Raw genomic sequence first — 26,100 nt, forward strand, 5'->3', positions numbered from 1 at the left:
AACAGCAACGGGCCAGCGTTAACGCCGCCCTTCCCGCAGCCAACCGCCTAGCAGGAACCCCCCAGCCAGCAGCAAGACAAGCCAGGGTGGCAGCAACCCGGCCTGCGTGACATCCCGCGTTTCATACGCGTTGCGTGGGGTCAGACCGATCCAGCCCCGACCGGCGGCGGGGCGTCCGGCGCGCACGTTGCGGATCGATGGCAGCCCATCTTCCAATCGGATCACACCGCCCCGCAACCCGGCCAGCACCGGTTCGAGGACATCACCTGTCGCGATGGTACGCTCGAACTCTTTCGGTGCAGCAGGGCCAAGGCCGATCACAGCCATGTGGTCACCTTCCTGCAAGCGATAAAGGCCGATCTCAGGGCCGTAATACTGCGCTTCAAACCGACCCGGAGAAACCTCTTTCAAAGTAATCTCCAACGTCTCGCCATTCGGCAAGGTGACTGTTACAGGGCCGACCTCTGTCCCAAGCGTCTGACGAATGATGCGCATGGACTGACCGTTGGCCTCGGCCCACAACGCTTCTTCTTCCAGTTCCGGTTCTTTCATCATCCAATGGGCCAGCCTGCGCAACAGCTCCAGCTGCGGGCCACCTCCTTCGAAACCGCGACTCCAAAGCCAGGCGTGGTCGGACGCAAGCATCGCAACGCGCCCTTCGCCAACACGGTTCAGGACAAGCAGCGGACGATCCTCGACCCCGGTCATCAGCACGTCGCCCGAGCGGTGTTTCACGTCGATCTGACGCAACCACGCCCCCCAATCCTCGGACTCTCCAAGATTGGTCGTGACCGGGTGACGATGCCCCAGATCACTGACCATCGGCACATATCGTTCCTCGATCACCCGCGCGGTTGGCTGAGCCGGCAGAACTGGCGCCAAGGGAGAGCGGAAGATGCTGTCGGCACCGGCGAAATCGGGACCGGCGGCAACCAGGACCGCGCCGCCTTCGTTGATGTAGCTTGTGACATTGTCCAGATAGATCGCAGGCAGAATCCCGCGCCTCTTGTAGCGGTCAAAGATGATCAGGTCGAAATCGTTGATCTTTTCCAGAAACAACTCGCGAGTCGGAAAGGCGATCAGCGACAGCTCGTCCACCGGCACACCGTCCTGCTTTTCAGGCGGGCGCAGGATAGTGAAATGCACCAGATCAACAGAACTGTCAGATTTCAACAAGTTACGCCACGTGCGACCACCCGGATGCGGCTCGCCCGAGACCAACAGCACACGCAGGCGGTCCCTTACGCCGTTCATCTGGATCAGGGCCGTGTTGTTGCGATCAGTCAACTCGCCTTCAGCCTGAGGGACAGAAAACTGGATCACGTTGCGCCCACCATGGGGCAAAGTGACGGGCAGTTCGACATCGCGACCGATTGGAATGCTGAACTGCTCGGGCTCGCCCCCATCCACCGAAATTTCCAACGGCGCAGACGTTGCACCCGCAGGGGCTGCTCCGCTGTCTTCCACGCGTAGGGTCAACGTCACCGATTCACCAATGATGGCGAAAGCAGGGGCGTTTCGGACAATAAGCCTGCGATCCCAGTCGCTTTCCCGCCCGGTTTGCAGCAGGTGCATCGGTGCGGGCAAATCGGGAGCCTGATCGACATCATGCACAATCCCGTCGGACACCACGAGGATACCGGCGATGCGCGCGCGCGGCTCTTCCGCCAGGGCTTCGTTCAGGGCTGCCATGATCTGCGTGCCCTCATCGCCTTCACCATCGCCGACCCGGATGCGTCGCAGTTCTGTATTGTCGCGTGCCTCGATCTCGGCGGCCAGATCTTCTGCGGCCATTGCCGTTTGTACCACCCGGTCTGAAAGCGTCTGGCTGGCGCTTTCATCCTCGAACATCAGAACGATATCTGTCAGCGGTGCACGATCCTCAATCTGGTAGACCGGGCCGGACAGCGCAGCGATGATCACCAGCACCGCCAACCCACGCAAGGCCCATCCCGACAATCCGCGCCACAAGGCCAGCGCGACCCCGGCCACGGCAATCATACCCACGACAAGCAGTATCGCCCACGGGATCAGCGGATCAAAGATGACGGTTCCTGTCATTGTCCCAACCTGTCCAGAAGGGCGGGCACGTGAACCTGATCGGATTTGTAGTTCCCCGTCAGCACATGCATCACCAGATTGACACCAAAACGATTGGCCAACTCGCGTTGCCTTTCCCCGGCATAACCGCGCCCGACGGGCAACAGGGCCTGCCCGTTGCGATCCACCGCCCAGGCACCGGCCCAGTCATTGCCGCCAATGACCACCGGCGTCACATTGTCGTTCAGATTGCGGAAGGGCATCCCGTCGATCTGTTCTGCATCCAGCGGCGCGGCTTCGACCCAAACCTCGGTGCCTGAATATCGGCCCGGAAAATCCTGTAGCAGGTAGAACGTGCGTGTCAGAACATGATCGCGCGGAATCGGCTCTAATGAGGGTATATTCAGCGGTCCGGCCAGTTGTTGCAGTTTGCGGCCATTTGGGCTGGAGGCACCGAAACCCGCGATATCCGCGTCACGCGTGTCAAACAGGATCATCCCTCCGGACCGCAGATAGGCGTTCAGCTTGACATAGGCCTCGGCCGAAGGTTGCGACTGGTTCGCTGAGATCGGCCAATAAAGCAACGGAAAGAACGCCAGTTCATCCCGTTCCAGATCAACGCCGATGGGGTCTGCCGGTTCAACCGATGTGCGATAGAGGAGGGTTTGACCAAGCCCCCGCAACCCGGCTTGCGCAATATCATCTACTTGCGCATCGCCAGTCAGGACATGCGCCAATACCAGTTCGTGGGTCGCAGCCAATGCAAACTCGGTGTCCTCAGGCGTTTGTGCGTGACCTTCGGGTACCAGAAGGAAACCGGCCAGCGCCAAGGCCGTCGTCCGGGCCAGACCCAACCTGCCCGACAAAGCAAGCGATGCAATAACATCGATCGTCAGCAAAATCAGCGCAAGGCTGAGCAACAGACCGCCGAGCGGCATTTCCGTGCTGACCTCCTGCCCTTTGATCGGCACATTTGCGGGCCAGACAACAGGACGCAGCTGAGTTTCTTCCGAGACGACGTTCAACGCCAGCTTCTGCTTGCCACTTTCATAAAGACCCGGGCGCAGTTCCGGCCCGATCTGGCCCGATATCAGCTCAACCCCGTCGACACCGGCCAGGGTTCCGGCATCTGACAATGTGCCAAACCCGTCCATGATCTGTACCGGCTCCCATGTTGTTCCCAGTAACTGAGCCTCTTGCCGTGACTTTGCGGCCGAGGCCACGGCCAGCCGATCCAGCATTTCAACGAACAGGCCCGACAGTGGCAGGCTGGACCATTCTGCATCGGCGGTCACATGGAACAACACCACCTGCCCCAATCCCAGCGCCTTACGTGTCACCAAAGGCGTGCCGTCAGACAGCGAGGCAATCACACGATCCGCCAAGTTAGGGTCTGGTTGCGCCATGACCTGAGTGGAAACGACCACGTCATCAGGGATGTCCAATCCATAGAAAGGCGAGGTTTCGGGGAATGGTGCCAGGGTCTTGGCCTCACCCCAGCTCATCGCGCCGCCGACAGATCGCCCACCGCTGCGCAGCCGCGCAGGCAGCAGGGTGTCTTCGGTGTCACGCCCAAGATCGCTGGCCGCCATACGCGGGCCGGCAAAGCGCAGCAGCAAACCGCCCTGTTCGACCCATTCAATCAGGTCCGCCTTTTCAGGTTCCGACATCTGGGCCACATCTGACAGAACAATGACATCCGGATTGGCGGGCAGAACCTCAGTCAGACCGCCATCGACGAAATCCGCCGTGGGGCTCAGGACCTGAGTCAGATAATGCAGGGGTGACAGCAGCTCCAGACCTTCGCGGTTCAAACTCCCGGCAATCAGCGCGACCTCACGGCGACGCAGGCTGTCATCGGTCAAGGTCACGGTCCCGGCGGACCTTTGGCCCTGGATTTCGAACCGCGTGATCCGGGCGCGGAGTTCGGATGGCAGCGCCAGATCGACCTGCGCCGATGAATCCCCGGCTTCAAGGGTCAGTTCCACAGAATGCAGCACTCGGGCGGTTCCCGCCGGGTCGCGCCCTTGTGCCAATACTGTCACACGTTCCTCGGGGCCGGGGCCTGCGCGCTGCACTGTCACTTTGATCAGCCCATCCTGATAAGCCGCTGGCAGGATCGCCATGGGCCGGGACGCCGCCTGATACACCACGACATCGCCACGAGCCTGCAAGCTGGAGACCAGCGCCGCATGATCCACATAATCCAGCCGGTCACTGAACCAATGGGTGTCAAACCCCCCATCAATCGAATTTAACGCCGCAATGGCCTGTGCGATCTGAGGTTCGGTCGGCTGCCATGGGTTGGGCATCAGTCCCGGCAAATGTCCCCGCCAAGCCTCGGCCCCCTGAAAAACGGGTGTTTCCGGTTCGGTCAGGCGCAGGATAGCCACCGTGCGCCCTGCGCGACCGGCCTCGGTCAGTTGCGCATCGATCTGATCCAGCGTGGCCGACCATCGGGTCGCGCCTGCCCAACTGGCGTCCAGCACCATCAGCAGCGGCCCGGACCCGATCTCATCCCGCGACGGGTTCAGAACCGGACCGGCCAGACCTATGATCACCGCCGCAGCTGCCAGCATCCGCAGCAGCAAGAGCCACCACGGCGTGCGGTCCGAAACGCTTTCGTCATCCTTCAGGCCCAGCAGCAGCGTCACCGCCGGGAACATCCGGCGGATCGGCGCGGGCGGCACCGCGCGCAGGATCAGCCACAGGATCGGCAGGGTCAGAAGACCCAGCAGCACCCATGGAGCGGTAAAGCCGATGCCTGCCAGAACCGTCATCGCGTTCCCCCGTCCAGCGCACGGTATATCCACAACAGTGCCGCTTGTGCGCTATCGCCCGTGTGATGCAGGCCCATTTGCCAGCCAGTCGCCCGGCAAAGTTGCGTCAGCGCATCCTTACGGTGGGCGAGGCGTTGCAGATAGCGGTCCCGCAGCTCTGCCGCCTTGAGCGTTTCGTGTCGGACGGACCCACCGACGCTTTCGAAAATCGTACGTCCACGATAGGGAAATGTCTCTTCTCCCGGATCAAGCACCTGAAGGATCACGCCGCGAACACCACGGTCGGCAGCTTTGGTCAGGGCCAGTTCAGCTTCATCCATTGGACCAAGAAAATCTGAAATGAACACGGCACGGGCATGCGGGATCATGGCGCGATGTTCGGGTGGCGCGTAATCCGATTGATCATCCTCGGACCAGGCTTGCGCCAGCCGGATGATCTGTGCATTGCCACGCCGGGGTGGCAAGGTCGTCCCTGTCAGGCCCACACGTTCACCGCCGCGGACCAGCAAGATGGACGTTGCAAGTCCCAATAGCCGGGCGCGATCCGCCTTGGTCGGCAACGATATGTCGGACGCAAACCGCATCGACGCCCCCTGATCGACCCAAAGCATTACCGATTGCGCGATCTGCCATTCGCGTTCCCGCACATATTGCTGATCTCCACGCGCCGAACGACGGTGGTCGATCATCCGGCGGCTGTCCCCGATCTGCGCAGGGCGGTATTGCCAAAAATCATCCCCCATGCCAGAGCGCCGCCGACCATGGTCTCCCAGCAGAACGGTGCCAGCCAGATGTTCGGCCCGCGCCAAAAGGGGCGGCAGCCGCGATGCCTCGGCCTCGGATCTTTCGCGAAGGGTCAGCGCGGCATTCACGCCGCCGCCTCGGTCCGGATCAACCCGACAGCGGTCGAGTCGATCAGGTCAGCCAGACTGTCACCGCGTGCCCGTGCCGCAAAGTTGAGAGCCATCCGGTGGCTAAGCACCGGGCGCGCCATATCCAGCACATCCTCGGCATTGGGTGCCAGACGCCCCTGCAACATCGCACGTGCCCGAACCGTCATCATCAGCGCCTGCGCAGCGCGTGGACCAGGACCCCACGCGACGGTTTCGGCAACCCGTTCGGATACGCCAGCTTCTTCCGGGCGGAAGGCCCGCACCAGATCAAGGATCAGCTCCACAACCGAGTCCCCGACCGGCATCCGACGCAACAGGACCTGCGCAGCCAGCAGTTCTTCCTTGCTGAAAATCTGGTACGCTTTGTCTTCTTCAACACCGGTCGTGGCCAGCAGAATATCCCGTTCGGTCTGGCGGTCGGGGTATTCTACATCGATCTGCACCAGAAACCGGTCCAGCTGCGCTTCGGGCAGGGGATAGGTGCCTTCCTGTTCGATCGGGTTTTGCGTGGCCAGAACATGGAATGGCACACCAAGGGAACGGTCCTCACCGGCTACTGTCACCGTACGCTCCTGCATCGCTTGCAGCAGCGCGGATTGCGTTCGCGGGCTTGCCCGGTTGATCTCGTCCGCCATCAGCAGCTGACAGAAGATCGGGCCGGGAATGAAACGGAAATGGCGGCTTCCATCGTCGGCCGTATCCAACACCTCGGACCCGAGAATGTCAGCGGGCATCAGGTCGGGCGTAAACTGAATGCGATTGCCATGCAGGCCCATCACGGTCGACAGTGTCTCGACCAACCGTGTCTTACCCAAGCCCGGCAGACCGATCAGAAGCGCGTGACCACCGCACAAAAGCGCAGCCAGAGTCAGGTCCACGACCCTTTCCTGCCCGATGAAGCGGCGGGTGATCGAGGCCTTGGCCTCTTGCAGCTTGTTTTCCAGCGCTTCGATCTCGGCTACGAGGTCGGCAGGTTCGTTCATGACTTTCCCTTCCGTGGACGAATATGATTGAAGTGTATCGCGCTGAGAGGAAATGGCAAAAGCAATGAGCGGACAAAAACCTGTGAAACCCTCGCCCGACGGATTAGCCGCATCGGTAAAAGCCGCCAAAACCCGGGGTTTACCGCCCGTTCACCTGTGGAATCCCCCGGATTGTGGCGATCTGGACATCCGTGTCGCAAAAGATGGTACATGGAGTTATTTAGGCTCGCCCATCAATCGGTTCGAGCTTGTGAAGCTTTTTTCCTCAATTCTTAAGAAAGAAGACGGGAAATACTATCTGGTCACGCCGGTTGAAAAGGTGGGAATCACTGTCGAAGACGCGCCGTTTATCGCCGTGGATTTCGAGCAAACCGGCGAAGGTCTGACGCAGAACCTGACCTTTCGCACTCAATTGGACGACGTCGCTGTTGCAGGGCCCGCGCATCCGATCCGGATTGTTATCGATCCTGAGACAGAAGAACCGTCACCCTACATACTGATCCGCACGAACCTCGAAGCGCGCATAGATCGCAAAAGCTTCTATCGCCTTGCCGAGATTGGTAGCCACCTTGAGGGCTGGTTTGGTGTCTGGTCAGGCGGGCAGTTCTTCCCGCTGATCCCTTCAGCCGATTTTGGTTGACCGCGGTGCGCGGTCCTGTGCCAGCACGACGGCCAAAGCGACCACGCCCGCGCCCAGCGCACGGGTCCAGTTCCAGTCCTCCCCCAGCATCAGCATGATCAGCATCACGTAAAACGGGGCAATATTGATGTGAAACGAAGCCAGCGCCACGCCCAGCTTTCCCACAGCCGAGATGAACAACACCTGGCTGAGCCCCAGTGATATCAAGGCATAGATCCCAAGCATCCCCCATTGCTGTCCATCAATGGCGGCGGTTGGCAGCACATCCATGCCCAGCTGGGCCGCCCCAAAACTCAGCACCGCGGCCATGAGCAACCCACCGACGAAGGTAATCGTGCAGCGCCCGATCTGACTAAGCTCCGGGAAGTCGCGCGCGGTGGCCATGCTACCCCAACAAAACAGGCCCGTTGCAAGGATCGCCAGAACCGCACCCAGCCCCAGCTGTTCGGGCGCGGCGGTGCTGGTTGCAATCAATCCACCCAGAACCGACACCAGAACACCCAACGCAAAGGTCCACTTCAGCCGTCGGGTTCCTGCCATCAGTTCCAGTACTGTTGCAAGCAAGGGCGCACAGGATGCAATGATCGCGACCGTCACCGGATCCGTCATTTTCTGCGCGACGATCAGCAAAAACATGGCAAAGCCAAAACCAAAGCCGCCGACAACCATCGCCCGACCCCATCTGGCGCGTAACACTCTGCTTGGACCGTCCAGCAGAATCCAGACCGGAATCAGAACGGCAACCGCCAGTACCAGACGCGCGGTCAGCAATGCAACAGGGGGCCAGGTTTGCAGCAGAACTTCGGCCGCCGGGAAACCCGCTGCCCAGGTAATCATGGAGGCAACCGCCAACCCATTCCCTGACAACGCAGAGTTTTGACCGCCGGGCAGAGCGGTAGTTGCCCCGCGTACGGGTTCCGGGCTCATCGCCATTGGATTCGAACCTTTTGTTAAGGCGGCGCCCGTAATGACGCGCCGCGCTGAGCGGACCCTTGCTGATTCGGTGCAGGCGATCTGGTCGATTTTCGACAATCTGTCGTTTTCGATCCCTTCCCCGAAAATCATCTCTTGGTTATGGTCGGATAACCACAACCGCTGACCGCCTATGCCCAGATTTGCCGCCAACCTTTCGCTTCTGTTTACCGAAATGCCTTACCTGGAGCGGTTTCAGGCGGCGGCAGATGCCGGGTTCACCGCGGTCGAGGTTTTGTTTCCCTACGACATCGCCGCGACGGAAACCCGCCGCGCCTTGCTTGCCAGCGGGTTGGAGCTTGTGCTGATCAACGCGCCACCGCCCAACTACACCGGCGGTGCGCCGGGTTACGCCGCGATCCCCGACGGTCAATCGCGGTTCCAGTCGGATATCCGCCGTGTCCTGCGATATGCCGGGGTGCTGCGCCCCGGCCTGATCCACGTCATGTCCGGATACGCCACCGGAACGGATGCATTGAATTGTTTTGTGCAAAACCTGCAATGGGCCGCCGATTTCGCCCCCCAGCAAAAATTCACCATCGAACCGCTCAACCCGGTTTCACAGCCCGGTTATTTTTTGAACGATTACGATCTGGCAGCAGATGTGCTCAACCAGGTGGATCGCCCGAATGTCGGCCTGCAATTTGACAGCTTTCACGCTCATATGATTCATGGCGACGCGCTGGCTGTCTGGGACCGCTTTCATCCGCAGGTGGTCCATGCCCAAGTTGGCGCAACCCCGGATCGCACGGAACCGGGTCGTGGACCAACGGATTTCAAGGCCTTGTTCTCGACCATGGACGCGGTAGGTTATAGCGGCTGGGTCAGCGCGGAATACACACCCACAACACAACGCACCTGCGACACACTTGACTGGATGCGGGACTGACACTGGTAATTTTCATTCAAATACCGCACATCAGCGGCATTGTGACCATTAGGATGCCTGCCATGATACCAGCCCGCTATGCCCGTGCCGTTTTCAGCCTGATCATGTCCGGCCTCATGTCCTTGATTGTAACAGGGATCGCGACGGTCAAAGCGATTGGGTTTAACCCTGGAACAGTTGGCGACTGGATGGCGTCCTGGGCTTTTTGCTGGCCCATCGCCTTCACCGTAATCCTGCTGTTTGGCCCTTCTGTGCAACGAATGGTGAACCGCATGGTAAGGCCGCAGGGCTGACCCGATGCATGCACAGCCCGCCGAGACCTGATGAACAACGCCGCTAGTGCGCCTCGGCCCAGTTCGCCCCCTTCCCGGCATCCACGACCAGCTTCACATCCAGCTTGACCGCAGGATCCGAGGCGCCCTCCATCACGTCACGGGCCACGTCGATCACCTGATCCACCGCATCTTCGGCCACCTCGAACAATAACTCGTCGTGAACCTGCAACAGCATCCTGGCAGGCAATCCGGCGATCGCGTCCGGCATTCGCACCATCGCGCGCCGGATCACATCCGCCGCAGTACCTTGAATTGGTGCATTGATCGCCGCGCGGCGCGAGAACCCGGCATGTGGCCCCTTGGCATTGATCTCGGGCGTGTGGATCTTGCGCCCGAACAGGGTTTGCACATAGCCGTGCTCTTTCGCGAATTCGACTGTGTCGTCCATATAGCGGCGAATGCCTGGGAAACGTTCGAAATAACGATCAATAAAGCCCTGCGCCTCGGCCCGTGGAATACGCAGGTTCCGGGCCAGTCCAAAACCCGAAATGCCGTAGATCACACCGAAGTTGATTGCCTTTGCCTGACGGCGGATATCAGGCGTCATCTCACCCAACGGCACATCAAACATTTCGGACGCAGTCATGGCGTGAATATCCAGCCCGTCCGAAAACGCCTGTTTCAGAGCCGAAATATCAGCGATATGGGCCAGAATCCGCAACTCGATCTGGCTGTAGTCGAGGCTGACCATCACATTGCCCGGCTCGGCGATGAATGCCTCACGAATACGCCGCCCTTCTTCTGTCCGCACCGGAATGTTTTGCAGGTTCGGATCGGTCGAGGCCAGACGCCCCGTGTTCGCTCCGGTGATCGAATAAGACGTATGCACCCGGCCTGTGTCGGGGTTGATATGGGTCTGTAGCGCGTCGGTATAGGTCGATTTCAGCTTGCTCAGCTGCCGCCAGTCCAGAACACGGCGCGGCAACTCGTGTTCGGTTGCGAGGTCTTCCAGAATATCTGCCCCGGTCGAGTATTTCCCGGTCTTGCCTTTCTTCCCGCCTTCCAGACCCATCTTGTCGAACAGGATTTCGCCCAGCTGAGCGGGTGATCCGACATTAAATCTTCCCCCGGCCAACTCGTGAATTTCATCCTCTAACCCGGCCATTTTCTGGGCAAATGCGTTGGACATCCGGCTCAGGACATCTCGGTCGACCTTGATGCCATGCATCTCCATCTCGGCCAGCACCGGCACAAGCGGCCGTTCCAGCGTCTCATAGACCGTTGTCACCTGCGCCCGATGCAATTGCGGTTTGAACAGCTGCCACAAACGCAGGGTGATGTCCGCATCTTCGGCGGCATAGGCCGTGGCCTCGTCAATCGCGACCTTGTCGAAGGTGATTGCCGACTTCCCCGACCCCAGCAGCGGTTTGATCGGGATCGGTGTGTGGCTCAGATAACGTTCGGACAGAGTGTCCATCCCATGCCCATGCTCACCGCCATGCATGGCGTAGGACATCAGCATCGTATCGTCGAGGGGTGCCACGTCGATGCCATGCCGCCTGAAGATCTTGGCATCATACTTCATGTTCTGCCCGATCTTGAGGACCGACGGATCCTCAAGCATCGGTTTCAAAAGCCTCAGGGCTTCTTCCAATGGCATCTGCCCCTCGGCCAAAGCATCCGACCCAAACAGATCATCCGCTGATCCATCGCGGTGGGTCAACGGGATGTAACAGGCTTCTCCGGCCTCGACGCACAGCGAAATACCCACCAGACCGGCAATCATCTCGTTCAGGCCCGTGGTCTCTGTGTCTACAGCAACCCAACCACGCTCATAGGCCTGGTCAATCCACTTTTGCAGGGCCGCTGCATCACGCACGCATTCGTATTTCGAACTGTCAAACGGGATCACCTCGGCCTCGACCTCTTCCACCGCTGGCGCAGGGGCGTCGGCAATCACCGGAGCCTCAACCCCCAGCTTGTCAGCGATACGCTTGGTGAGGGTGCGGAACTCCATCTCGGCCAGAAACGCCAACAGCGTGTCTGCATCGGGGTCCCTCACCTCAAGGTCATCCAAGGTGAAATCCAGCGGAGTATTCTCGTCCAGTTGAACCAGTTTCTTCGAAAGCTCGATCTGGTCTCGCATTTCGATCAGGGTCTGGCGGCGTTTGGGCTGCTTGATCTCATCTGCCCGGTCCAGCAGGGTCTCCAGGTCGCCGAATTCGTTGATCAGCAAAGCCGCCGTCTTGACCCCGATCCCCGGCGCCCCCGGAACATTGTCAACGCTGTCACCGGCCAACGCCTGAACATCGACCACACGTTCCGGTCCGACCCCGAACTTCTCGACCACGCCATCCCGGTCAATGCGTTTGTTCTTCATCGCATCCAGCATTTCGACGCCGTCACCGACCAACTGCATCAAGTCCTTGTCGGAACTCACGATGGTCACACGGCCACCGGCATCCCGTGCCTGAACAGCGAGGGTCGCAATGATGTCGTCAGCCTCATAGCCCTCCATCTCCTTGCAGGCGATGTTGAACGCTTTTGTCGCCTCGCGGGTCAGCGGCATCTGTGGGCGCAAATCCTCGGGCATCGCCTCGCGGTTGGCCTTGTAGAGGTCATAAAGATCGTTCCGGAAAGTATGGGAACCCTTATCAAAGATCACCGCCACATGGGTCGGCGCATCTGCCCCGGTGTTTCCCTCGACATATTTCTGCAGCATGTTGCAAAAGCCCGAAACAGCCCCAATTGGCAACCCATCCGACTTGCGGGTCAGTGGCGGCAGCGCATGATAGGCCCGGAAAATAAAGGCCGATCCATCGATCAGATGCAGGTGACACCCTTTTCCGAAATTCGTGGTCATTTCGCGCCCTCTCTGATCACTTGCGAAAACACTAATGCCACGGGCGCAACGATAGAGCCACCCGCACCGCGGCCGCAATCTTCATCTTTTCATAAATACTCAATGCCCGCACAGGGCAACACGGGCTCAGGCGTCAGTCTGATGCCCGGCCAGAACATATTTGCAGTCGCAATAGGGGCACTCGACCCAGCCCGCGTCTTCGGGGATCTGCAGCCACACGCGCGGATGACCTAACGCACCTTCGCCGCCATCACAGGCAACACGGGCGGTTTCGACGATCTTGGTTTCCGGCGCTTCGATGGTCACGGCTGGCGATCCTTCTTCGGTTGTCGGCCTCGCGGGCATGTATTAGGTGCGTTTATGAGCGATGATCAAACCGGGGGCAAGTGCAACATGTATGACGCGGCAATCAGGATCGAAGGGCTGCGCAAAACCTATCGCGGTGGCAAGGGTCAGCCCGAGAAACATGCGCTGAATGGCATTGACCTGACCGTCCCGCGCGGCTCGGTTTTTGGTCTGCTGGGTCCGAACGGTGCCGGAAAATCGACCCTGATCAACATCCTGGCTGGTCTGGTGGTGAAATCGGCAGGCCGCGTAGCGATCTGGGGCTTTGATCAGGATCAGAATCCACGCCAGTCACGATCGGCCATTGGTGTGATGCCGCAAGAGCTGAACCTCGACCCGTTTTTCACCCCGCGCGGCGCGCTTGAGGTTCAGGCAGGTCTCTATGGTGTTCCGAAATCCGAACGGCGCAGTGATCGGATTCTGGAACTGGTCGGTCTCAGCGACAAGGCCGAGGCCTATGCCCGCACTCTCTCGGGTGGAATGCGGCGGCGGTTACTGTTGGCCAAGGCACTGGTGCATCACCCGAAAATCCTTGTGCTTGATGAGCCGACAGCAGGTGTGGATATCGAACTGCGCCAGATGCTCTGGGCCAATGTTCGCAAGCTGAACGAACAGGGCATGACCATCATCCTGACCACTCACTACCTGGAAGAAGCGCAGGAGATGTGCGACGAGATCGCCATTATCAACCACGGTGAAAAGGTCGCGCAGGACAGCACCGCCAACCTTTTGGGCCGCATGGATAGCCGCACTATGGTGATTGTGCCCGACAGCCCGATCATTGATCTGCCTGCGTCGGAAGGCGTCGAGGCAGCTCTCCGCGATGATGGCAGCCTTGTCCTGCAATACCGCAACATCCAGACCAGCGCCGAGCAGGTTCTGGAATCGGTGCGCGCCGCGAATATCCGCATCCGCGACGTCCGCACCGAAGAGGCCGATCTTGAGGATGTATTCCTTGCCCTGACCTCGTCCCGTACCGAGGATCATCCGGCGGATGATCAGGATCAGCCACGCCGGGGCATCCACCGGGTCAAGCTTTAGGCGCGGTCTATTCGCGCCTGATAGCAGTTATTCCGCGCAGACCGCACGTGAATATAGGCGACGTCGGATCGGGAAAAGATTTCCCTGACTTTTGCGCCGATCTGGTCCGTCGGCGTGACCGCCCCGGTGCCATAGACGATCCTGTCATCCGCACCGTAGCCCTTGATCAGATAGTCGGGCGAGTTGGTCAGAATTTCGGGCAGCGCGTCTTCCTCGTACCGTTCACACGGTGTTGCACACAGAAAGATCGGGCCGGTTTCCGCATAGGGATGTGTCTCTGAAAAGGGCCGATGCGCCAATATCAGCATCTCATCGCCCTCTGGAATATGTCGCAGGCAGTGGCGGCACGGGTTACCTGTACCCGTCGACACAGCGCGCTCCGGCGTTGAACCATATGCATCCGGGCCACCCGCCTGAAGAGCGCGTACATCGTTTGTGGGCAAAGCGGTGATTTTGAACATCTCGGATCTCCTTTTTTGCTGACCATGCCCGTGTGACCGGACCCAATCGACCCGTTTCCTGCGCAAAGGACTCGAAAAAGAACAAAACATGAATATAATATGGAATCGCCATGTATGCCGAGCTGTCGATCACGTCGAATTTTACCTTCCTCACCGGGGCCTCGCACCCCGAGGAGTATATGGAGCGTGCCGTCACCCTGGGTCTGCCTGCCATTGCGATTGCCGATGACAACTCGGTCGCCGGGATCGTCCGCGCCCATACTCAAGCACGCGAGATCACCCGCAAGGTCCGCGAACGGCTGGCGTGGGAGGCGCAGAACACATCCATCGGTCCACCCTGCCCCGATCACATCCCCAAGCCGCCCTCCTATCCCATCCACGCGGTTCCCCGCCTGATCCCGGCGGCGCGGCTGATCTTCACCGATGCGCCCACTGTCACCGCCTTACCCCTGAACCGACAGGGCTGGGCCAACCTGTGCCGCATCCTGTCCAGGGGTCGCCTGCGCGCCGAGAAAGGCGATTGCATCCTGCACCTGTCTGACCTGCTCGAATTTTCCGATGGCCTCCACCTGCTGCTGTGGCCACAGACAGCGGGCTCTCTAGGCGGCGCGGGCGCGTGGCGGACACAGGCGCAGCAGCTGACGCGCCGCTTTGCCGGGCGGATGCATCTGTTGATGCACCCTCGGTATGATGGCGCCGATGGTTCGTATTTCTCTTTATTAGAGATTGAGGCAAAACAGCTTGGCATCCTCACGCTCGCCAGCGCGACACCGCTGATGCACCACGGCACCCGCCGCAAACTGGGCGATGTGCTGACCGCCATCCGCCTGCGCCGCAAAGTGGACGCATTGGGCCGGGACGCTTTGGCCAATGGTGAACAGCGCCTGCGCTCCGAGGCCGAGATGCTACGCATCTTCAAGGGTCATGAAGGTGCCGTTGCCCGCGCCCATGTGCTCAGCGAAGAGTTGAAGTTCTCGCTGGGTGAGCTGCGTTATGAATACCCCAGCGAGGGCAGCGAACAGGAAACCCCGACCCAGCGCCTGCACCGTCTGGCGCATGAGGGGCTGAAATGGCGCTATCCCGCCGGGGCGTCCGAAAAGGCGAAAAAAATGCTGGCGCATGAGCTGACGCTGATCGGCAAGCTGAAATACGAACCCTACTTCCTGACCGTCCGCGATATCGTCCATTTCGCCCGTTCGCGCAGCATCCTGTGCCAGGGGCGCGGGTCAGCGGCCAATTCGGTCGTCTGCTTTTGCCTCGGCATCACCGAGGTCAGCCCCGAGATGGGCACCATGGTGTTTGAACGCTTCGTCTCCGAGGCGCGCGATGAACCGCCAGACATAGACGTCGATTTCGAACATGAACGCCGCGAAGAGGTGATCCAGCACATCTATGACCGCTATGGCCGCGAACGCGCAGGCCTTTGCGCCACTGTCGTGCATTATCGCGGCAAACGCGCAATCCGCGAGGTTGGCCGCGCCATGGGCCTGACCGAAGACACGATCTCGGCACTTTCCTCACAGCTTTGGGGGTTTTTCTCGGCCTCGGGGCTTGAGGCACAACGGATGCGCGAAATTGGCCTCGACCCCGAAGATCGGCGCCTGAAACAGACTTTAATGCTGGTTTATGAGATCGACGGCTTTCCTCGCCACCTCTCGCAGCATGTCGGCGGGTTCATCATCACCGAGGGTCGGCTGGATGAGCTTGTCCCCATCGAAAACGCCACGATGGAGGGCCGCACTGTCATCTGCTGGGACAAGGACGATATCGACAGTCTTGGCATCCTCAAGGTCGATGTCCTCAGCCTCGGGATGCTCACCTGCATCCGCAAGGCGTTTGACCTGATCGGCCAGCATCACCAGACCAGCTACACCCTTGCCACCCTGCCGCCCGAGGATCCGGTGGTCTATGACATGCTCTGCAAGGCGGACAGCATCGGCGTGTTTCAGGTGGAATCACGTGCACAGATGAACTTCCTACCGCGAATGCGGCCGCGTAATTTCTATGATCTGGTGATCGAGGTTGCCATCATCCGCCCCGGCCCCATTCAGGGCGACATGGTCCACCCCTATATCCGCCGCCGTAATGGCGAGGAGGAGGTCTGCTTCCCCTCGGACGCGCTGGGCGAGGTATTGGGCAAAACGCTGGGTGTGCCGTTGTTTCAGGAACAGGCGATGCAGATCGCCATTGTCGGCGCGGGCTTCACCCCGGAACAGGCCGATCGGCTGCGGCGGTCGCTGGCAACCTTCAAGAAACATGGCAATGTCAGCGAATTCCGCGCGCTCTTTTTGCGCGGGATGAAACGCAACGGGTATGAACAGGATTTCGCGGAACGTTGCTTTTCCCAGATCGAAGGCTTCGGCTCGTACGGTTTCCCGGAAAGCCACGCGGCCAGTTTTGCGCTGCTGGTCTATGCCTCTGCCTGGATCAAATGCCACCATCCGGGCATCTTCGCCTGCGCCCTGCTGAACTCGCAGCCGATGGGGTTCTACGCGCCGGCCCAGATTGTGCGGGATGCGCGCGAACATGGGGTGCAGGTGCGCCCGGTCTGCATCAATGCCAGCTTTTGGGACAATGTGATGGAGCCTGATGGCCATGGCGGTCTGGCGCTGCGGCTGGGCTTTCGCCAGATCAAGGGCCTGAGCGAGGAAGACGCCAGCTGGCTGACCGCCGCACGCGGCAATGGCTACACCCAGGTCGACGATGTCTGGCGCCGCGCAGGCCTTGGGCCGTCGGTGATCGAACGGCTGGCCGAGGCTGATGCCTTCGCCGCCTGCGACCTGACCCGGCGCGAGGCGCTCTGGCAGGCCAAGGCAATTGCCACCGCCAAACCTCTGCCACTGTTCTCGCAGGACTTGGAGGGCGAGGCGCTGGATGAACCCAAGGCTTACCTGCCACAGATGACGCTGGGCGAGCAGGTGGTCGAAGATTACGTCGCCACCCGCCTCAGCCTGCGGGCGCACCCGGTGGCCCTGCTGCGGCATCTGCTGACGCCGGATGGGCGCGACAAAACCACCTCTGTTCCGTAACGCCGGAACACCCTATCTGCCGAAAACAGAGTCGAAATTCAGGCTGTCATGACCAGACCCATCCTTCCCCCGCGCTTTCCCGCGACGCCCGAGCAAATCAACGCGCAAGTTCGCGCCTTTTATGCCCGTGTCCGGCAAGACGCGGTACTTGGGCCCGTATTCGCAAACCACGTCACCGACTGGCCCGCGCATGAGGACAAGATCGCCGCCTTCTGGCGCAATGCCATCCTGTATGAGCGCTGCTATGACGGTAATCCGCAACGGGTCCATATCGAACGGCCCGATGTGAAACCGGAGTTCTTTGCCCATTGGCTGGATCTGTTCGAAGAGGTCGCCACCCGGACCCTGCCCGCGGAAACGGCCACCCCATGGGTCGTCTTGGCCCGCCGCATCGGTGTCGGCATGAAGGCAGGTGTTCAATCCGCACGACAGCCCAAAGATGCGCCGCCGATCCTGCGATGATCCCAGATCATGGTAGTTTTGACATGTTAGCGGTAAAATAAGGGCTATTCGTGCCCTCAGAATAGGGTTAAGCAGCAATAAAGACAGCCAGGAACCCTGCCTGCGCTGCCACGATGTATCGTCACCACACCAACATAGGCCGAGGCCGGATCGATGAGCGCTCAAAACAACACCCTTGGGGGGCTTGGCTATGCATTTCTGGGATTTGCCGTCTTTGCCAGCCACGATGCGCTGATCAAGGTGCTGGGCGGCACCTATTCAGTGATGCAGATCATCTTTTTTGCCACGCTGTTTTCTTTCGTTCCAATGGCGGTCACGATCCTGACCGACCGAACGACGGGGAACTTTCTGCCGCATCACCCATGGCTGGTATTGCTGCGCTCGGGCCTGATGGTTACGGCCATGTCCTGCGCATTTTACGCGTTTTCGGTTCTGCCACTGGCCGAGGTCTATTCCCTGCTGTTTTCATTCCCGCTGATCGTCACGGTGCTGTCAATCCCGATTTTGGGGGAAGTGGTCCGCGCCCAGCGCTGGGCTGCGGTTGGCGTCGGCCTGATTGGCGTCCTGATCGTTCTGCGCCCCGGTGCAACGGATATCACATTGGGCCATATGGCCGCCCTGATGGCCGCCTTCTGCAGCGCCTTCGCCTCGGTTCTGGTGCGCAAGATCGGGAATGAGGAACGCTCGGCCGTGCTGATCCTCTATCCGATGCTATTGGCCATCGTTGTGATGAGCCTTGCCCAACCGGCTGTATATCAGCCGCCTTCCCTGCTGCATCTGGCGATGATGGCGCTGGTCGGGGTGTTCTCGGTCATCGCGCAACACCTGATCATTCTGGCCTACCGCGCCGCGCCCGCCGGTGTCGTCGCCCCCAGCCAGTACAGCCAGATCATCTGGGCAACGCTGTTTGGCATGATCTTCTTCGACGAGCGCCCTGACATCTGGGTCGCCGTCGGGGCCAGCATCATCATCGCGTCCGGCGTCTATGTTGTGTGGCGAGAAAGCCGGGCCAACACCACCTCGGCCAATACCCCGGTTCTGCGGGTTCGTTCACCCCGGGCAGACACAGGGGCAACACGACCTGGAAAGTAGGTTCAACAAAAACGGCGCACCGATCAGCGCGCCGTTTTCGAGAACTTTGGTGTTTACCCTTAGTAGATAACCACCGACCGGATGCTTTCGCCCTTATGCATCAGGTCGAAGCCGTGGTTGATGTCGTCCAGACCCATGGTGTGGGTGATCATCGGGTCGATCTCGATCTTGCCCTCCATGTACCAGTCGACGATCTTGGGCACGTCCGTGCGCCCACGCGCACCACCAAATGCGGTACCGCGCCACGACCGGCCGGTGACCAGCTGGAATGGCCGGGTCGAAATTTCGGCCCCTGCAGGTGCCACGCCAATGATGATCGACTCACCCCAGCCCTTATGCGCCGATTCAAGTGCTGCACGCATCACGCCGACATTGCCTGTGGCGTCAAACGTATAATCCGCACCGCCCTTGGTCAGGTTGACGAGATACGGCACCAGATCGCCTTCAACCTCTGACGGGTTCACGAAGTCGGTCATGCCGAACCTGGTGGCCATTTCCACCTTGGAGGGATTCAGGTCTACGCCAACGATCTGGTCTGCTCCGGCCAGACGCAGGCCCTGAATGACGTTCAGGCCGATACCGCCCAGACCAAACACGATTGCACGGCTGCCGATTTCCACCTTGGCCGTGTTGATGACCGCGCCGATACCGGTTGTGACACCACAGCCGATATAGCAGATCTTGTCGAACGGCGCATCCTCGCGCACCTTGGCCAGCGCGATTTCAGGCAGAACCGTGTGGTTCGAGAAGGTCGAGCAGCCCATGTAATGCAGGATCGGATCGCCATCCAAGGTCGAGAAACGAGAGGTGCCATCGGGCATCAGACCCTTGCCCTGGGTTTCCCGGATCGCCTGACACAGGTTGGTCTTGGGGTGCAGACAGTATTCACACTCGCGACATTCCGGCGTGTAAAGCGGGATCACATGATCGCCCGGCTTCAGGCTGGTCACTCCTGGGCCGACCTCGACCACCACGCCTGCGCCTTCATGGCCCAGAATGGCCGGAAACAAGCCTTCGGGGTCGGCACCCGACAGGGTGAATTCGTCGGTATGACAGATGCCGGTGGCCTTGATCTCGACCAGAACCTCGCCCGCCTTGGGGCCTTCGAGGTTTACATCCATCACTTCCAAAGGTTTGCCTGCCTGAATGGCGACGGCGGCACGGGTACGCATGGTACTTATCTCCCTGTCACTTTTGCCCCGACCCTGCGTCAATTGCAGGGTGTTTTCAACCGTGCTTTCATGGCAGATTGGCTAATTAATTGATATTGCAGAAACGACATTGCCAGAATGAGGAACGCCAATGCACCGATTTTTCCCGATCCTGATCTTTCTGGCGGCCTGCGCTGAGACTCCGCCTGCGCCCGAAGACGCTTTGCTGCCGCCGGAACCTGCCCCGGTCGATCTGGCCTTTTGTCAGGGCGAAGATTTTTCGGATACCGTTGGCCAGCCGGTTTCAACCATTCAGGCAAACCTGCCCGCGCGGTCGCGCGTGCTGGGGCCGGATGACATCGCCACGCAGGATTACCGCATCGACCGGCTAAACGTATACGTGAATGGTGACGGGATCATCCAGCGGCTGACCTGCGGATAAGGGCGGACTCGACTCAGGCATCGATTCTAACTTAAGAACAAAGTAAGAACATTATGATGCTTGAAAATGCCCAAACGCCGAATACTTTCGCTATGGTTCCCCCGTCTGGGGGCTGAACGGCTGATCCGCGCTGCGCGGGGGCTGCATACCGGACCTTTGGCCATCGTGGCCGAGCAGTCGAACATGCAGGTTATTACCTCAGTGAATGCCGATGCGCAGGCTGCCGGGCTGCGCGTAGGCCAGCCGGTGCGGGATGCTCATGCCATGTGTGCCAACCTGATCACGCGCCACCGTAACGCCCCAGCCGAAGCCGCGTTCCTGGCCGCATTGCGTCGCTGGGCGGGAAAGTTCAGCCCATGGGTGGCCGAAGAGGCCCCGGACGGGCTGATCGTCGATCTGTCAGGTTGCGCCCATCTGTTTGGCGGAGAGGAGGCGTTGCTGAACGTTCTTGAAACCGACTGTGCGGATATGGGCCTCAGCGTACAGATGGGCATCGCCGACACGCTGGGCGCAGCCTGGGCTTTGGCGCGCTATGCGGGGCAAGCGGCCACATCCGACCGCAATGGCGACGCCATCAGTCAGGAGGCCCGTGCCACCCGCGCCCGGGCGGGCAAACGGCGGCACTGGACCAAAGGCGGCACTGCGCCGCAAGTGAGGGCCCTGGGTGGAGGCGCGCGGGTCGCACCGGCGGGGCAATCTTATGGCGCACTCAGCCCCCTGCCCATCGCCGCGCTGCGGTTGGAAGATCAGGTTGTCGTGCAGCTGAACCGTCTGGGCCTGCGCCGCATCGGCGATCTGCTGGGCCAACCCCGCGCCAGCCTTGCGCGGAGGTTTGGGCGCGGGCTGGTTCTGCGGTTGGATCAGGCCATGGGCAGCGCGCCCGAGCCTGTCTCACCCGCCCGCCCGCCGCATCACTTCGCGGTGCGGATGACCCTGCCCAACCCGATTGGTCTGGTTGAGGATGTCATGGCTGCGGTTGATCGGGTTCTGCCAACGCTTTGCACCAAGCTGGAAGAAAAGGGGCGCGGTGCCCGCACCCTGCGGCTGGAGGCTCACCGTGCCGATCAGGCGGCTGAGGTTATCGAGGTCGGTCTGGCTCGCCCAACTTACGATAAACACCGCATTCGCCCTTTGTTAGAGATGAAAATCGACAAGATCGACGCAGGCTACGGCATCGACATGCTGCGGCTTGAGGCGGTGCAGACGGAACCCATCCATGCCCGCACCGTGGCCGGCCATGCCGAAGCCCGTCGTGTGGCCCGCAACCGGCTGGCGGGCAATACCGCCGTGGATGACCTGATCGGCAAGCTGGGCGCGCGGGTGGGGCTTGAGGCAATCACCCGGCGCCATCCGGCGGCCTCGCACATCCCTGAGAAAACGGCGCAAACGCTGGCGGCGGCATGGTCGGAACCTGCCCGCGACTGGCCTGTGCCGCCACGCCCGCGCCCCCTGCTGATGTGGCAGCCTGAGCCGGTAATGGCCCCGGAAACCCCCGACGTGCCCAGCGCCTTTCGCTGGCGCGGACGTAACTGGCAGCTGGCGCAGGCCACCGGCCCGGAACGGATCGCACCGGAATGGTGGCTGGATGACCCGAACTGGCGCAGCGGCGTGCGGGACTACTGGGTTGTGGTGACACAGCAGGGCGAGCGGTTGTGGCTGTTTTACGGCCATGGCGGAACCATGTCTGCAGGCTGGTTCTGTCACGGGCAGTTTGGTTAGGGTCTATTTCCCTCAGTAAATCTACAGATCCGGCGAGCGGCATTGCCGTTTGTAAACAGCCAATCCCGTCCAGACCTTGCCATCAGAAGAAAATGAACTCGTCCACCGGTATCTGCACCAACCTTCTGGTTGCGCCCGCCATGTTTACACTTGGCCCGTCCGGCGTTGCAGCGTCCTGACGGCCTCCGTCTTCAATTTTCAAACGGGCGCGCTCAATCTCACCCCACAAGAAAAAAAGACCGTCCCGTTTGCCTACAAGACCGGCAGGTATCGTGGTCCGCAAAACACGAGTTTTTGCCTGTGACATCTGCTCTCTTACTGCCTCCGGTGTTTTCCACCTTTTACAGAAAATCTACCGGTTATTTCGGGAAAAGCCAATTTTTTATGGTCGGAACCCAATTTTCAACCCTCCGTTGACAGGGATGTTCGCAGCTCTCGCTGAAGAGCGTTGTCTTGACTGAGAATTTGCAGATACCGCCGATTGCCACTCCTTCGGTTGACGGCGGGTTTCCCCGCCTTGTCGACAGTGGTCCCTGCTTTGATAACCTCTCGGCTATGGAACGCTCCGGATCATGCAGCCGACTGCTCTGACACGATCTCTCCGAACCGCGTAAAAAACTTTGCCGACAACTTCTTGGCGGTTCCCGCAATCAACCGACTGCCGAGCTGAGCAATCTTGCCACCAACATCAACCTTCGCCGTGTATTTCAGCACGGTTTCGTCCCCTTCTTCGGTCAACGATACGTCTGCGCCGCCCTTGGCAAATCCAGCCGCCCCGCCCTTGCCTTCACCCATCAAGGAAAACCCATTTGGTGCATTGGCCGTGTCCAATGTGACCTCACCTGCAAAGCGCGCTTTGACCGGGCCTATTTTCAGAACAACTTTCGCCTCAAGCTCGGTTGGTGATTTCTGCGTCAGTTCCTCACATCCCGGGATGCATTCCATCAATATGTCGGGATCGTTAAGCGCGCGGTAAACGACGTCCCGTGGCGCTGCGATACGGATTTCATCAGTCAGTTCCATTCAGGTCTTTCCTTTGTTCAACAACATCTTCGGAATACGCACGTTGCAACCTTGGCTATCCTTTGTTCCAGCCACGCAGGCCACATGCGGTAAAGGCGTTCAAGCAAGCTTTTCATCATGCGACACCTTTGCTGCCTTTTCACCGTTCCGCCACATCACGATCTCGGCCAAAATCGACAGGGCGATCTCATGCGGGTCTATGGCATATATGTCCAAGCCCGCCGGAGATTTCAGGCGCGCAACCTTCAAAGGGTCCAATCCCTGGGCGATAAGCTTTGCAGTCAGGGCAGCTGCCTTGCGGCGACTGGCCACCATCGACACGCGTGCCGCGTCGGTTTCCAATGCCGCCTTCAAGGCGGACGCATCGCTGCGCCCCTGCGCAGCCACCACGACATAGTCCCGCGGCTCCACGCCCAACACATCCACCTGTTCCAAGGCGAACCGCACATGGTTTCCAGCAATATCAAGCCCATCCTCGACAACCGTACGAAACCCCGCCAAAGATCCATGCGCCGCCAGAGCTTTGGCAATCAACCCCTCGCCGAAAATCACCAGCCGGGGCGCGTGTTGATAGGGCTCGACCAATAGATCAACGGTACCGCCGGACGGGCACCCACTTCTGAATGTTTGTACACCATCGGGATCCGTCATGTTCACCACCTTTTCCGAAGGTTTGACACGGATTATCTGCGGCATTCCGGACGCCCAAGCCTGTTGCGCCGCTGCCCGGACCGCGCGTTGCACACAAGCCCCACCAAGATGACCCAGAATTTCACCCGCCTGGGTAACCGCCGCCTTCCCCCCAGCTTTGGCCGAGGTCGCATCCGCCGTGCGCAAAACCGTCGCCACACAAAAGGCCTCTCCGGTTCCGCGCAGCTGATCGATGGTGTCAAAAATGTCGAAATTCGCCAAGGTCAGACTCCTTTCACAGCTTTTGGAACTGCGGCTCAAGCGCCGCCAATGCATCCAGCGTATTGGCCGGTAAATGCGCATCCAGATAGGGTTCAGCCGCCTGCATCGCTGCCGCAATTGGTTGATAGTCCTTCCAGCCCTTCAAGGGGTTCAGCCAGACGATACGGCGTGCCTTGCGCCTGATACGCGCAAGCATATCCCCCAGAGCCTGCGGATCAGAACTGCAATATCCGTCCGACAGGATCAGAACGACAGTACGCCCGTTCAGTGTCCGCGCGCCGTATCCCGACAGAAATCGCTCAAGACTGCCGGAAATATCGGTGCCGCCGCCGAAGCCTTCGGCCATCAGCGACAACCGACCCGCGGCCCGGAGAGTATCATGGTCGCGTAACGCATCTGTCACCCGCATCAATCGCGTGTGAAACAAATACGCATCTGCTTTGATCCCGCTGCCGATCAACCCTTTCAGGAAAGCCAGAAACACACGTGAGTACACGGTCATCGAGCCGCTCACGTCGCACAATGCCACAATCTGCATCGGACGTGGCGGCCGCGCTCGGCGATACAGGTCCAGCGGCTCACCGCCTCGCGCCAGACTGGCGCGCTGTATTCGGCGCATGTCCAGAACAGCCCCGCGCAACGCCCGTTTCCGGCGGCGCGATCGCCTGTCCCGAAAAGCCCGCGCCAAGGCCAGCGCGGCTGTTTCAGCCTGCTTTAGGGCCTCTTCGTCCATTAAATCTCGCAAATCCCGGCGTGACAGGTTGGCCGTTCGCGTGGCGATCAACTTGCCGTCCACCCCTTCGGCTTCCCCTTCACCGCAGTCAGGCATAGTGGCCTCTTGTGCCGACCCGGATCGTGGTTCTTCCTCAGCCTGAGTGCTGCTCTGCCAGATCATTGGCTTGGCGGACTGCACCCGCACATACTTGTTTTTTGCTTTTCCCGAACGCTGCGCACCAGCGTTGAACCAATAAGCATCGTACAGTTCATCAAACCTGCGCCAATCGTCCGCGTCTCCGGTCAAGACCGCGCACATGGCTTGCCGGGCTTGATTGGCATCCGTTGCATCCACTTCGGATAGGGCGGCAAGCGCGTCCCCCGCATCCAACGCGCCCAATTGCATGCCATTCATGCGCAGATGCGCTATGAAACTCGACATGCGGTCGGCAAGGCCCAAAGCCCGGGCGGGAAAGCGCGTAACCTGCATCACGCGACCTTTCCGATCAAGCGATCCATCACCTCGGGCGGTGCCGCACTGTAGTCTGCGGCAGTCTTCAGCAAACACACCAGCGTCGCCTGCACGTCTTCGCGGGATTTGGCCAGATCATTGACACCCAACCCGGACAGGGCCGCTGCCCAATCCAGCATCTCGGCGACGCCCGGTTTCTTCTCAAGGTCTTCCTGACGCAGCGCCTGCACAACCCCAATGATCTGACGCGCCAGAATCCCCTCAATTTCAGGCAGTCGTGCCCGCAGGATCGCCAATTCGGTCTCTCTCGAAGGATAGTCAAGAAAGCTGTACAAACATCTTCTGCGCAGCGCATCCGACAAATCCCGCGTCCCGTTGGCCGTCAGAATGACGACAGGCCGAACTTGTGCCTGCACAGTTCCCAGCTCGGGTATCGTGATCTGAAAGTCTGACAGGATTTCCAGAAGGTAGGCTTCAAACTCCTCATCCGCCCGATCAATCTCATCAATCAACAGAACCGGAGGTTTTGTTTCCGAGATAGCCTCTAACAAAGGCCTTTTCAGCAAATATTCATCCGAAAACAGCTGCGCCTCCGCGACGCCACCCTGCGCTTCGCTCGCCCGGATCGCCAATAGCTGTCTTTGATAATTCCATTCATAGATGGCATGGCTGGCATCCAGACCTTCGTAGCACTGCAGACGTATCAATCGCGTATCGCGCCAGGTTGCCACCGCTTTCGCAACTTCGGTTTTCCCCACACCCGCCGGCCCCTCCAGCAACAACGGGCGCCCAAGTTGTTGCGCGAGATGCAACGCCATGGCCAACCGATCATCGGCAACATAGCCCTGCGCAACCAACCCGTTCTGCACATCTTTCAAGGTCAAAACCAGGATCCTATCTTC

Annotated in this window: 23 protein-coding genes; 9 read left to right on the plus strand and 14 right to left on the minus strand. The window is 60.0% G+C overall.

Features of this window, described 5'->3' with window-relative positions; genetic code table 11:
- Window positions 1–18: 18 nt before the first annotated feature.
- From ACR0BK_RS14265 to ACR0BK_RS14280, 4 genes are read right to left on the minus strand one after another with little or no spacing between them, the layout of a single operon-like run.
- Window positions 19–2,061, minus strand: coding sequence for a hypothetical protein (locus tag ACR0BK_RS14265; protein ID WP_480555140.1), 2,043 nt, complete (start codon window positions 2,059–2,061; stop codon window positions 19–21).
- On the minus strand, window positions 2,058–4,820 hold the full coding sequence (locus ACR0BK_RS14270; RefSeq protein ID WP_480519562.1) for a DUF4159 domain-containing protein: 2,763 nt from the start codon (window positions 4,818–4,820) through the stop codon (window positions 2,058–2,060). Before ACR0BK_RS14270 ends, ACR0BK_RS14265 begins: the two co-directional genes overlap by 4 nt.
- Window positions 4,817–5,692 (minus strand): DUF58 domain-containing protein, encoded by an 876-nt coding sequence (locus ACR0BK_RS14275; RefSeq protein ID WP_480519560.1) that lies wholly within the window; start codon window positions 5,690–5,692, stop codon window positions 4,817–4,819. The genes ACR0BK_RS14270 and ACR0BK_RS14275 overlap by 4 nt, the downstream gene beginning before the upstream one ends.
- Window positions 5,689–6,696: an AAA family ATPase gene (locus ACR0BK_RS14280; protein WP_480519558.1), complete on the minus strand. Its 1,008-nt coding sequence runs from the start codon at window positions 6,694–6,696 to the stop codon at window positions 5,689–5,691. The genes ACR0BK_RS14275 and ACR0BK_RS14280 overlap by 4 nt, the downstream gene beginning before the upstream one ends.
- Window positions 6,697–6,760: 64 nt before the next feature.
- Between ACR0BK_RS14280 and ACR0BK_RS14285 the strand changes: the two genes are divergently transcribed.
- Complete coding sequence (locus tag ACR0BK_RS14285; protein ID WP_480555142.1) at window positions 6,761–7,336, plus strand: DUF1285 domain-containing protein; 576 nt, start codon at window positions 6,761–6,763, stop codon at window positions 7,334–7,336.
- Here the strand turns inward: ACR0BK_RS14285 and ACR0BK_RS14290 are convergent.
- Entirely contained in the window at window positions 7,319–8,173 is an 855-nt protein-coding gene (locus ACR0BK_RS14290) for a DMT family transporter (RefSeq protein ID WP_480519554.1), read from the minus strand. The genes ACR0BK_RS14285 and ACR0BK_RS14290 overlap by 18 nt on opposite strands.
- Before the next feature lie 268 nt (window positions 8,174–8,441).
- On the opposite strand from ACR0BK_RS14290, the gene ACR0BK_RS14295 reads away from it, so the two are divergent.
- Together ACR0BK_RS14295 and ACR0BK_RS14300 are read left to right on the plus strand one after the other, a co-directional pair.
- Entirely contained in the window at window positions 8,442–9,197 is a 756-nt protein-coding gene (locus ACR0BK_RS14295) for a hydroxypyruvate isomerase family protein (protein ID WP_480555144.1), read from the plus strand.
- 62 nt (window positions 9,198–9,259) lie between these two features.
- Window positions 9,260–9,490, plus strand: coding sequence for a DUF2798 domain-containing protein (locus ACR0BK_RS14300; RefSeq protein WP_480474477.1), 231 nt, complete (start codon window positions 9,260–9,262; stop codon window positions 9,488–9,490).
- Window positions 9,491–9,533: 43 nt separating this feature from the next.
- On the opposite strand, the gene polA is transcribed toward ACR0BK_RS14300, so the two are convergent.
- Window positions 9,534–12,335 (minus strand): DNA polymerase I, encoded by a 2,802-nt coding sequence (gene polA / locus ACR0BK_RS14305; protein WP_480555146.1) that lies wholly within the window; start codon window positions 12,333–12,335, stop codon window positions 9,534–9,536.
- A gap of 126 nt (window positions 12,336–12,461) precedes the next feature.
- Window positions 12,462–12,641 carry a zinc-finger domain-containing protein gene (locus tag ACR0BK_RS14310; protein ID WP_267364399.1) on the minus strand — a complete coding sequence of 60 codons (180 nt, stop codon included), beginning with the start codon at window positions 12,639–12,641 and terminating at the stop codon, window positions 12,462–12,464.
- A gap of 87 nt (window positions 12,642–12,728) precedes the next feature.
- On the opposite strand from ACR0BK_RS14310, the gene ACR0BK_RS14315 reads away from it, so the two are divergent.
- The gene (locus ACR0BK_RS14315; RefSeq protein WP_480555160.1) at window positions 12,729–13,721 is read left to right on the plus strand and encodes an ABC transporter ATP-binding protein; all 993 of its coding nucleotides are present in this window, start codon (window positions 12,729–12,731) and stop codon (window positions 13,719–13,721) included.
- Here ACR0BK_RS14315 and ACR0BK_RS14320 read toward each other — a convergent pair.
- Entirely contained in the window at window positions 13,718–14,182 is a 465-nt protein-coding gene (locus ACR0BK_RS14320; protein ID WP_480519548.1) for a DUF1203 domain-containing protein, read from the minus strand. The two genes, ACR0BK_RS14315 and ACR0BK_RS14320, sit on opposite strands and share 4 nt — an antisense overlap.
- Before the next feature lie 110 nt (window positions 14,183–14,292).
- Between ACR0BK_RS14320 and ACR0BK_RS14325 the strand changes: the two genes are divergently transcribed.
- The 3 genes from ACR0BK_RS14325 to ACR0BK_RS14335 all read left to right on the plus strand — a co-directional run bounded on the left by ACR0BK_RS14325 (window position 14,293) and on the right by ACR0BK_RS14335 (window position 18,765).
- Window positions 14,293–17,211: an error-prone DNA polymerase gene (locus ACR0BK_RS14325; RefSeq protein ID WP_480555148.1), complete on the plus strand. Its 2,919-nt coding sequence runs from the start codon at window positions 14,293–14,295 to the stop codon at window positions 17,209–17,211.
- 48 nt (window positions 17,212–17,259) lie between these two features.
- On the plus strand, window positions 17,260–17,673 hold the full coding sequence (locus ACR0BK_RS14330) for a group III truncated hemoglobin (RefSeq protein WP_480519544.1): 414 nt from the start codon (window positions 17,260–17,262) through the stop codon (window positions 17,671–17,673).
- A gap of 153 nt (window positions 17,674–17,826) precedes the next feature.
- Entirely contained in the window at window positions 17,827–18,765 is a 939-nt protein-coding gene (locus tag ACR0BK_RS14335) for a DMT family transporter (protein ID WP_480555150.1), read from the plus strand.
- 59 nt (window positions 18,766–18,824) lie between these two features.
- Here ACR0BK_RS14335 and ACR0BK_RS14340 read toward each other — a convergent pair whose 3' ends face one another.
- The gene (locus tag ACR0BK_RS14340; protein ID WP_267364409.1) at window positions 18,825–19,937 is read right to left on the minus strand and encodes an S-(hydroxymethyl)glutathione dehydrogenase/class III alcohol dehydrogenase; all 1,113 of its coding nucleotides are present in this window, start codon (window positions 19,935–19,937) and stop codon (window positions 18,825–18,827) included.
- 130 nt (window positions 19,938–20,067) lie between these two features.
- Between ACR0BK_RS14340 and ACR0BK_RS14345 the strand changes: the two genes are divergently transcribed.
- Both ACR0BK_RS14345 and ACR0BK_RS14350 read left to right on the plus strand, forming a co-directional pair.
- The gene (locus ACR0BK_RS14345; protein WP_480474470.1) at window positions 20,068–20,358 is read left to right on the plus strand and encodes an I78 family peptidase inhibitor; all 291 of its coding nucleotides are present in this window, start codon (window positions 20,068–20,070) and stop codon (window positions 20,356–20,358) included.
- A 66-nt stretch (window positions 20,359–20,424) separates the two neighbouring features.
- On the plus strand, window positions 20,425–22,077 hold the full coding sequence (locus ACR0BK_RS14350; RefSeq protein WP_480555152.1) for a DUF6504 family protein: 1,653 nt from the start codon (window positions 20,425–20,427) through the stop codon (window positions 22,075–22,077).
- Window positions 22,078–22,159: 82 nt separating this feature from the next.
- Here the strand turns inward: ACR0BK_RS14350 and ACR0BK_RS14355 are convergent, their stop codons facing one another.
- From ACR0BK_RS14355 to ACR0BK_RS14375, 5 genes are all read right to left on the minus strand, one after another.
- Window positions 22,160–22,384: a hypothetical protein gene (locus ACR0BK_RS14355; RefSeq protein WP_480519534.1), complete on the minus strand. Its 225-nt coding sequence runs from the start codon at window positions 22,382–22,384 to the stop codon at window positions 22,160–22,162.
- 263 nt (window positions 22,385–22,647) lie between these two features.
- On the minus strand, window positions 22,648–23,100 hold the full coding sequence (locus tag ACR0BK_RS14360) for an SRPBCC family protein (RefSeq protein ID WP_480474467.1): 453 nt from the start codon (window positions 23,098–23,100) through the stop codon (window positions 22,648–22,650).
- A 99-nt stretch (window positions 23,101–23,199) separates the two neighbouring features.
- On the minus strand, window positions 23,200–24,012 hold the full coding sequence (locus tag ACR0BK_RS14365) for an XdhC family protein (RefSeq protein WP_480555154.1): 813 nt from the start codon (window positions 24,010–24,012) through the stop codon (window positions 23,200–23,202).
- Between the two features lie 13 nt (window positions 24,013–24,025).
- Window positions 24,026–25,216: a vWA domain-containing protein gene (locus ACR0BK_RS14370; protein WP_480555161.1), complete on the minus strand. Its 1,191-nt coding sequence runs from the start codon at window positions 25,214–25,216 to the stop codon at window positions 24,026–24,028.
- On the minus strand, window positions 25,216–26,082 hold the full coding sequence (locus ACR0BK_RS14375) for an AAA family ATPase (RefSeq protein ID WP_480519530.1): 867 nt from the start codon (window positions 26,080–26,082) through the stop codon (window positions 25,216–25,218). Before ACR0BK_RS14375 ends, ACR0BK_RS14370 begins: the two co-directional genes overlap by 1 nt.
- Window positions 26,083–26,100 lie beyond the last annotated feature (18 nt).

This window comes from Ruegeria sp. AF1 (genome assembly GCF_056542125.1).

Excerpts from the sequence above, each read along its gene's own strand:
- ACR0BK_RS14270 (WP_480519562.1), bottom strand. The coding sequence starts at position 4,820 with ATGACGGTTCTGGCAGGCATCGGCTTTACCGCTCCATGGGTGCTGCTG.
- ACR0BK_RS14295 (WP_480555144.1), top strand. The coding sequence starts at position 8,442 with ATGCCCAGATTTGCCGCCAACCTTTCGCTTCTGTTTACCGAAATGCCT.
- ACR0BK_RS14280 (WP_480519558.1), bottom strand. The coding sequence starts at position 6,696 with ATGAACGAACCTGCCGACCTCGTAGCCGAGATCGAAGCGCTGGAAAAC.
- ACR0BK_RS14335 (WP_480555150.1), top strand. The coding sequence starts at position 17,827 with ATGAGCGCTCAAAACAACACCCTTGGGGGGCTTGGCTATGCATTTCTG.
- ACR0BK_RS14315 (WP_480555160.1), top strand. The coding sequence starts at position 12,729 with ATGTATGACGCGGCAATCAGGATCGAAGGGCTGCGCAAAACCTATCGC.
- ACR0BK_RS14330 (WP_480519544.1), top strand. The coding sequence starts at position 17,260 with ATGACCAGACCCATCCTTCCCCCGCGCTTTCCCGCGACGCCCGAGCAA.
- polA (WP_480555146.1), bottom strand. The coding sequence starts at position 12,335 with ATGACCACGAATTTCGGAAAAGGGTGTCACCTGCATCTGATCGATGGA.
- ACR0BK_RS14370 (WP_480555161.1), bottom strand. The coding sequence starts at position 25,216 with ATGCAGGTTACGCGCTTTCCCGCCCGGGCTTTGGGCCTTGCCGACCGC.
- ACR0BK_RS14325 (WP_480555148.1), top strand. The coding sequence starts at position 14,293 with ATGTATGCCGAGCTGTCGATCACGTCGAATTTTACCTTCCTCACCGGG.
- ACR0BK_RS14285 (WP_480555142.1), top strand. The coding sequence starts at position 6,761 with ATGAGCGGACAAAAACCTGTGAAACCCTCGCCCGACGGATTAGCCGCA.
- ACR0BK_RS14290 (WP_480519554.1), bottom strand. The coding sequence starts at position 8,173 with ATGATTACCTGGGCAGCGGGTTTCCCGGCGGCCGAAGTTCTGCTGCAA.
- ACR0BK_RS14360 (WP_480474467.1), bottom strand. The coding sequence starts at position 23,100 with ATGGAACTGACTGATGAAATCCGTATCGCAGCGCCACGGGACGTCGTT.
- ACR0BK_RS14320 (WP_480519548.1), bottom strand. The coding sequence starts at position 14,182 with ATGTTCAAAATCACCGCTTTGCCCACAAACGATGTACGCGCTCTTCAG.
- ACR0BK_RS14340 (WP_267364409.1), bottom strand. The coding sequence starts at position 19,937 with ATGCGTACCCGTGCCGCCGTCGCCATTCAGGCAGGCAAACCTTTGGAA.
- ACR0BK_RS14265 (WP_480555140.1), bottom strand. The coding sequence starts at position 2,061 with ATGACAGGAACCGTCATCTTTGATCCGCTGATCCCGTGGGCGATACTG.
- ACR0BK_RS14300 (WP_480474477.1), top strand. The coding sequence starts at position 9,260 with ATGATACCAGCCCGCTATGCCCGTGCCGTTTTCAGCCTGATCATGTCC.
- ACR0BK_RS14350 (WP_480555152.1), top strand. The coding sequence starts at position 20,425 with ATGCCCAAACGCCGAATACTTTCGCTATGGTTCCCCCGTCTGGGGGCT.
- ACR0BK_RS14355 (WP_480519534.1), bottom strand. The coding sequence starts at position 22,384 with ATGTCACAGGCAAAAACTCGTGTTTTGCGGACCACGATACCTGCCGGT.
- ACR0BK_RS14345 (WP_480474470.1), top strand. The coding sequence starts at position 20,068 with ATGCACCGATTTTTCCCGATCCTGATCTTTCTGGCGGCCTGCGCTGAG.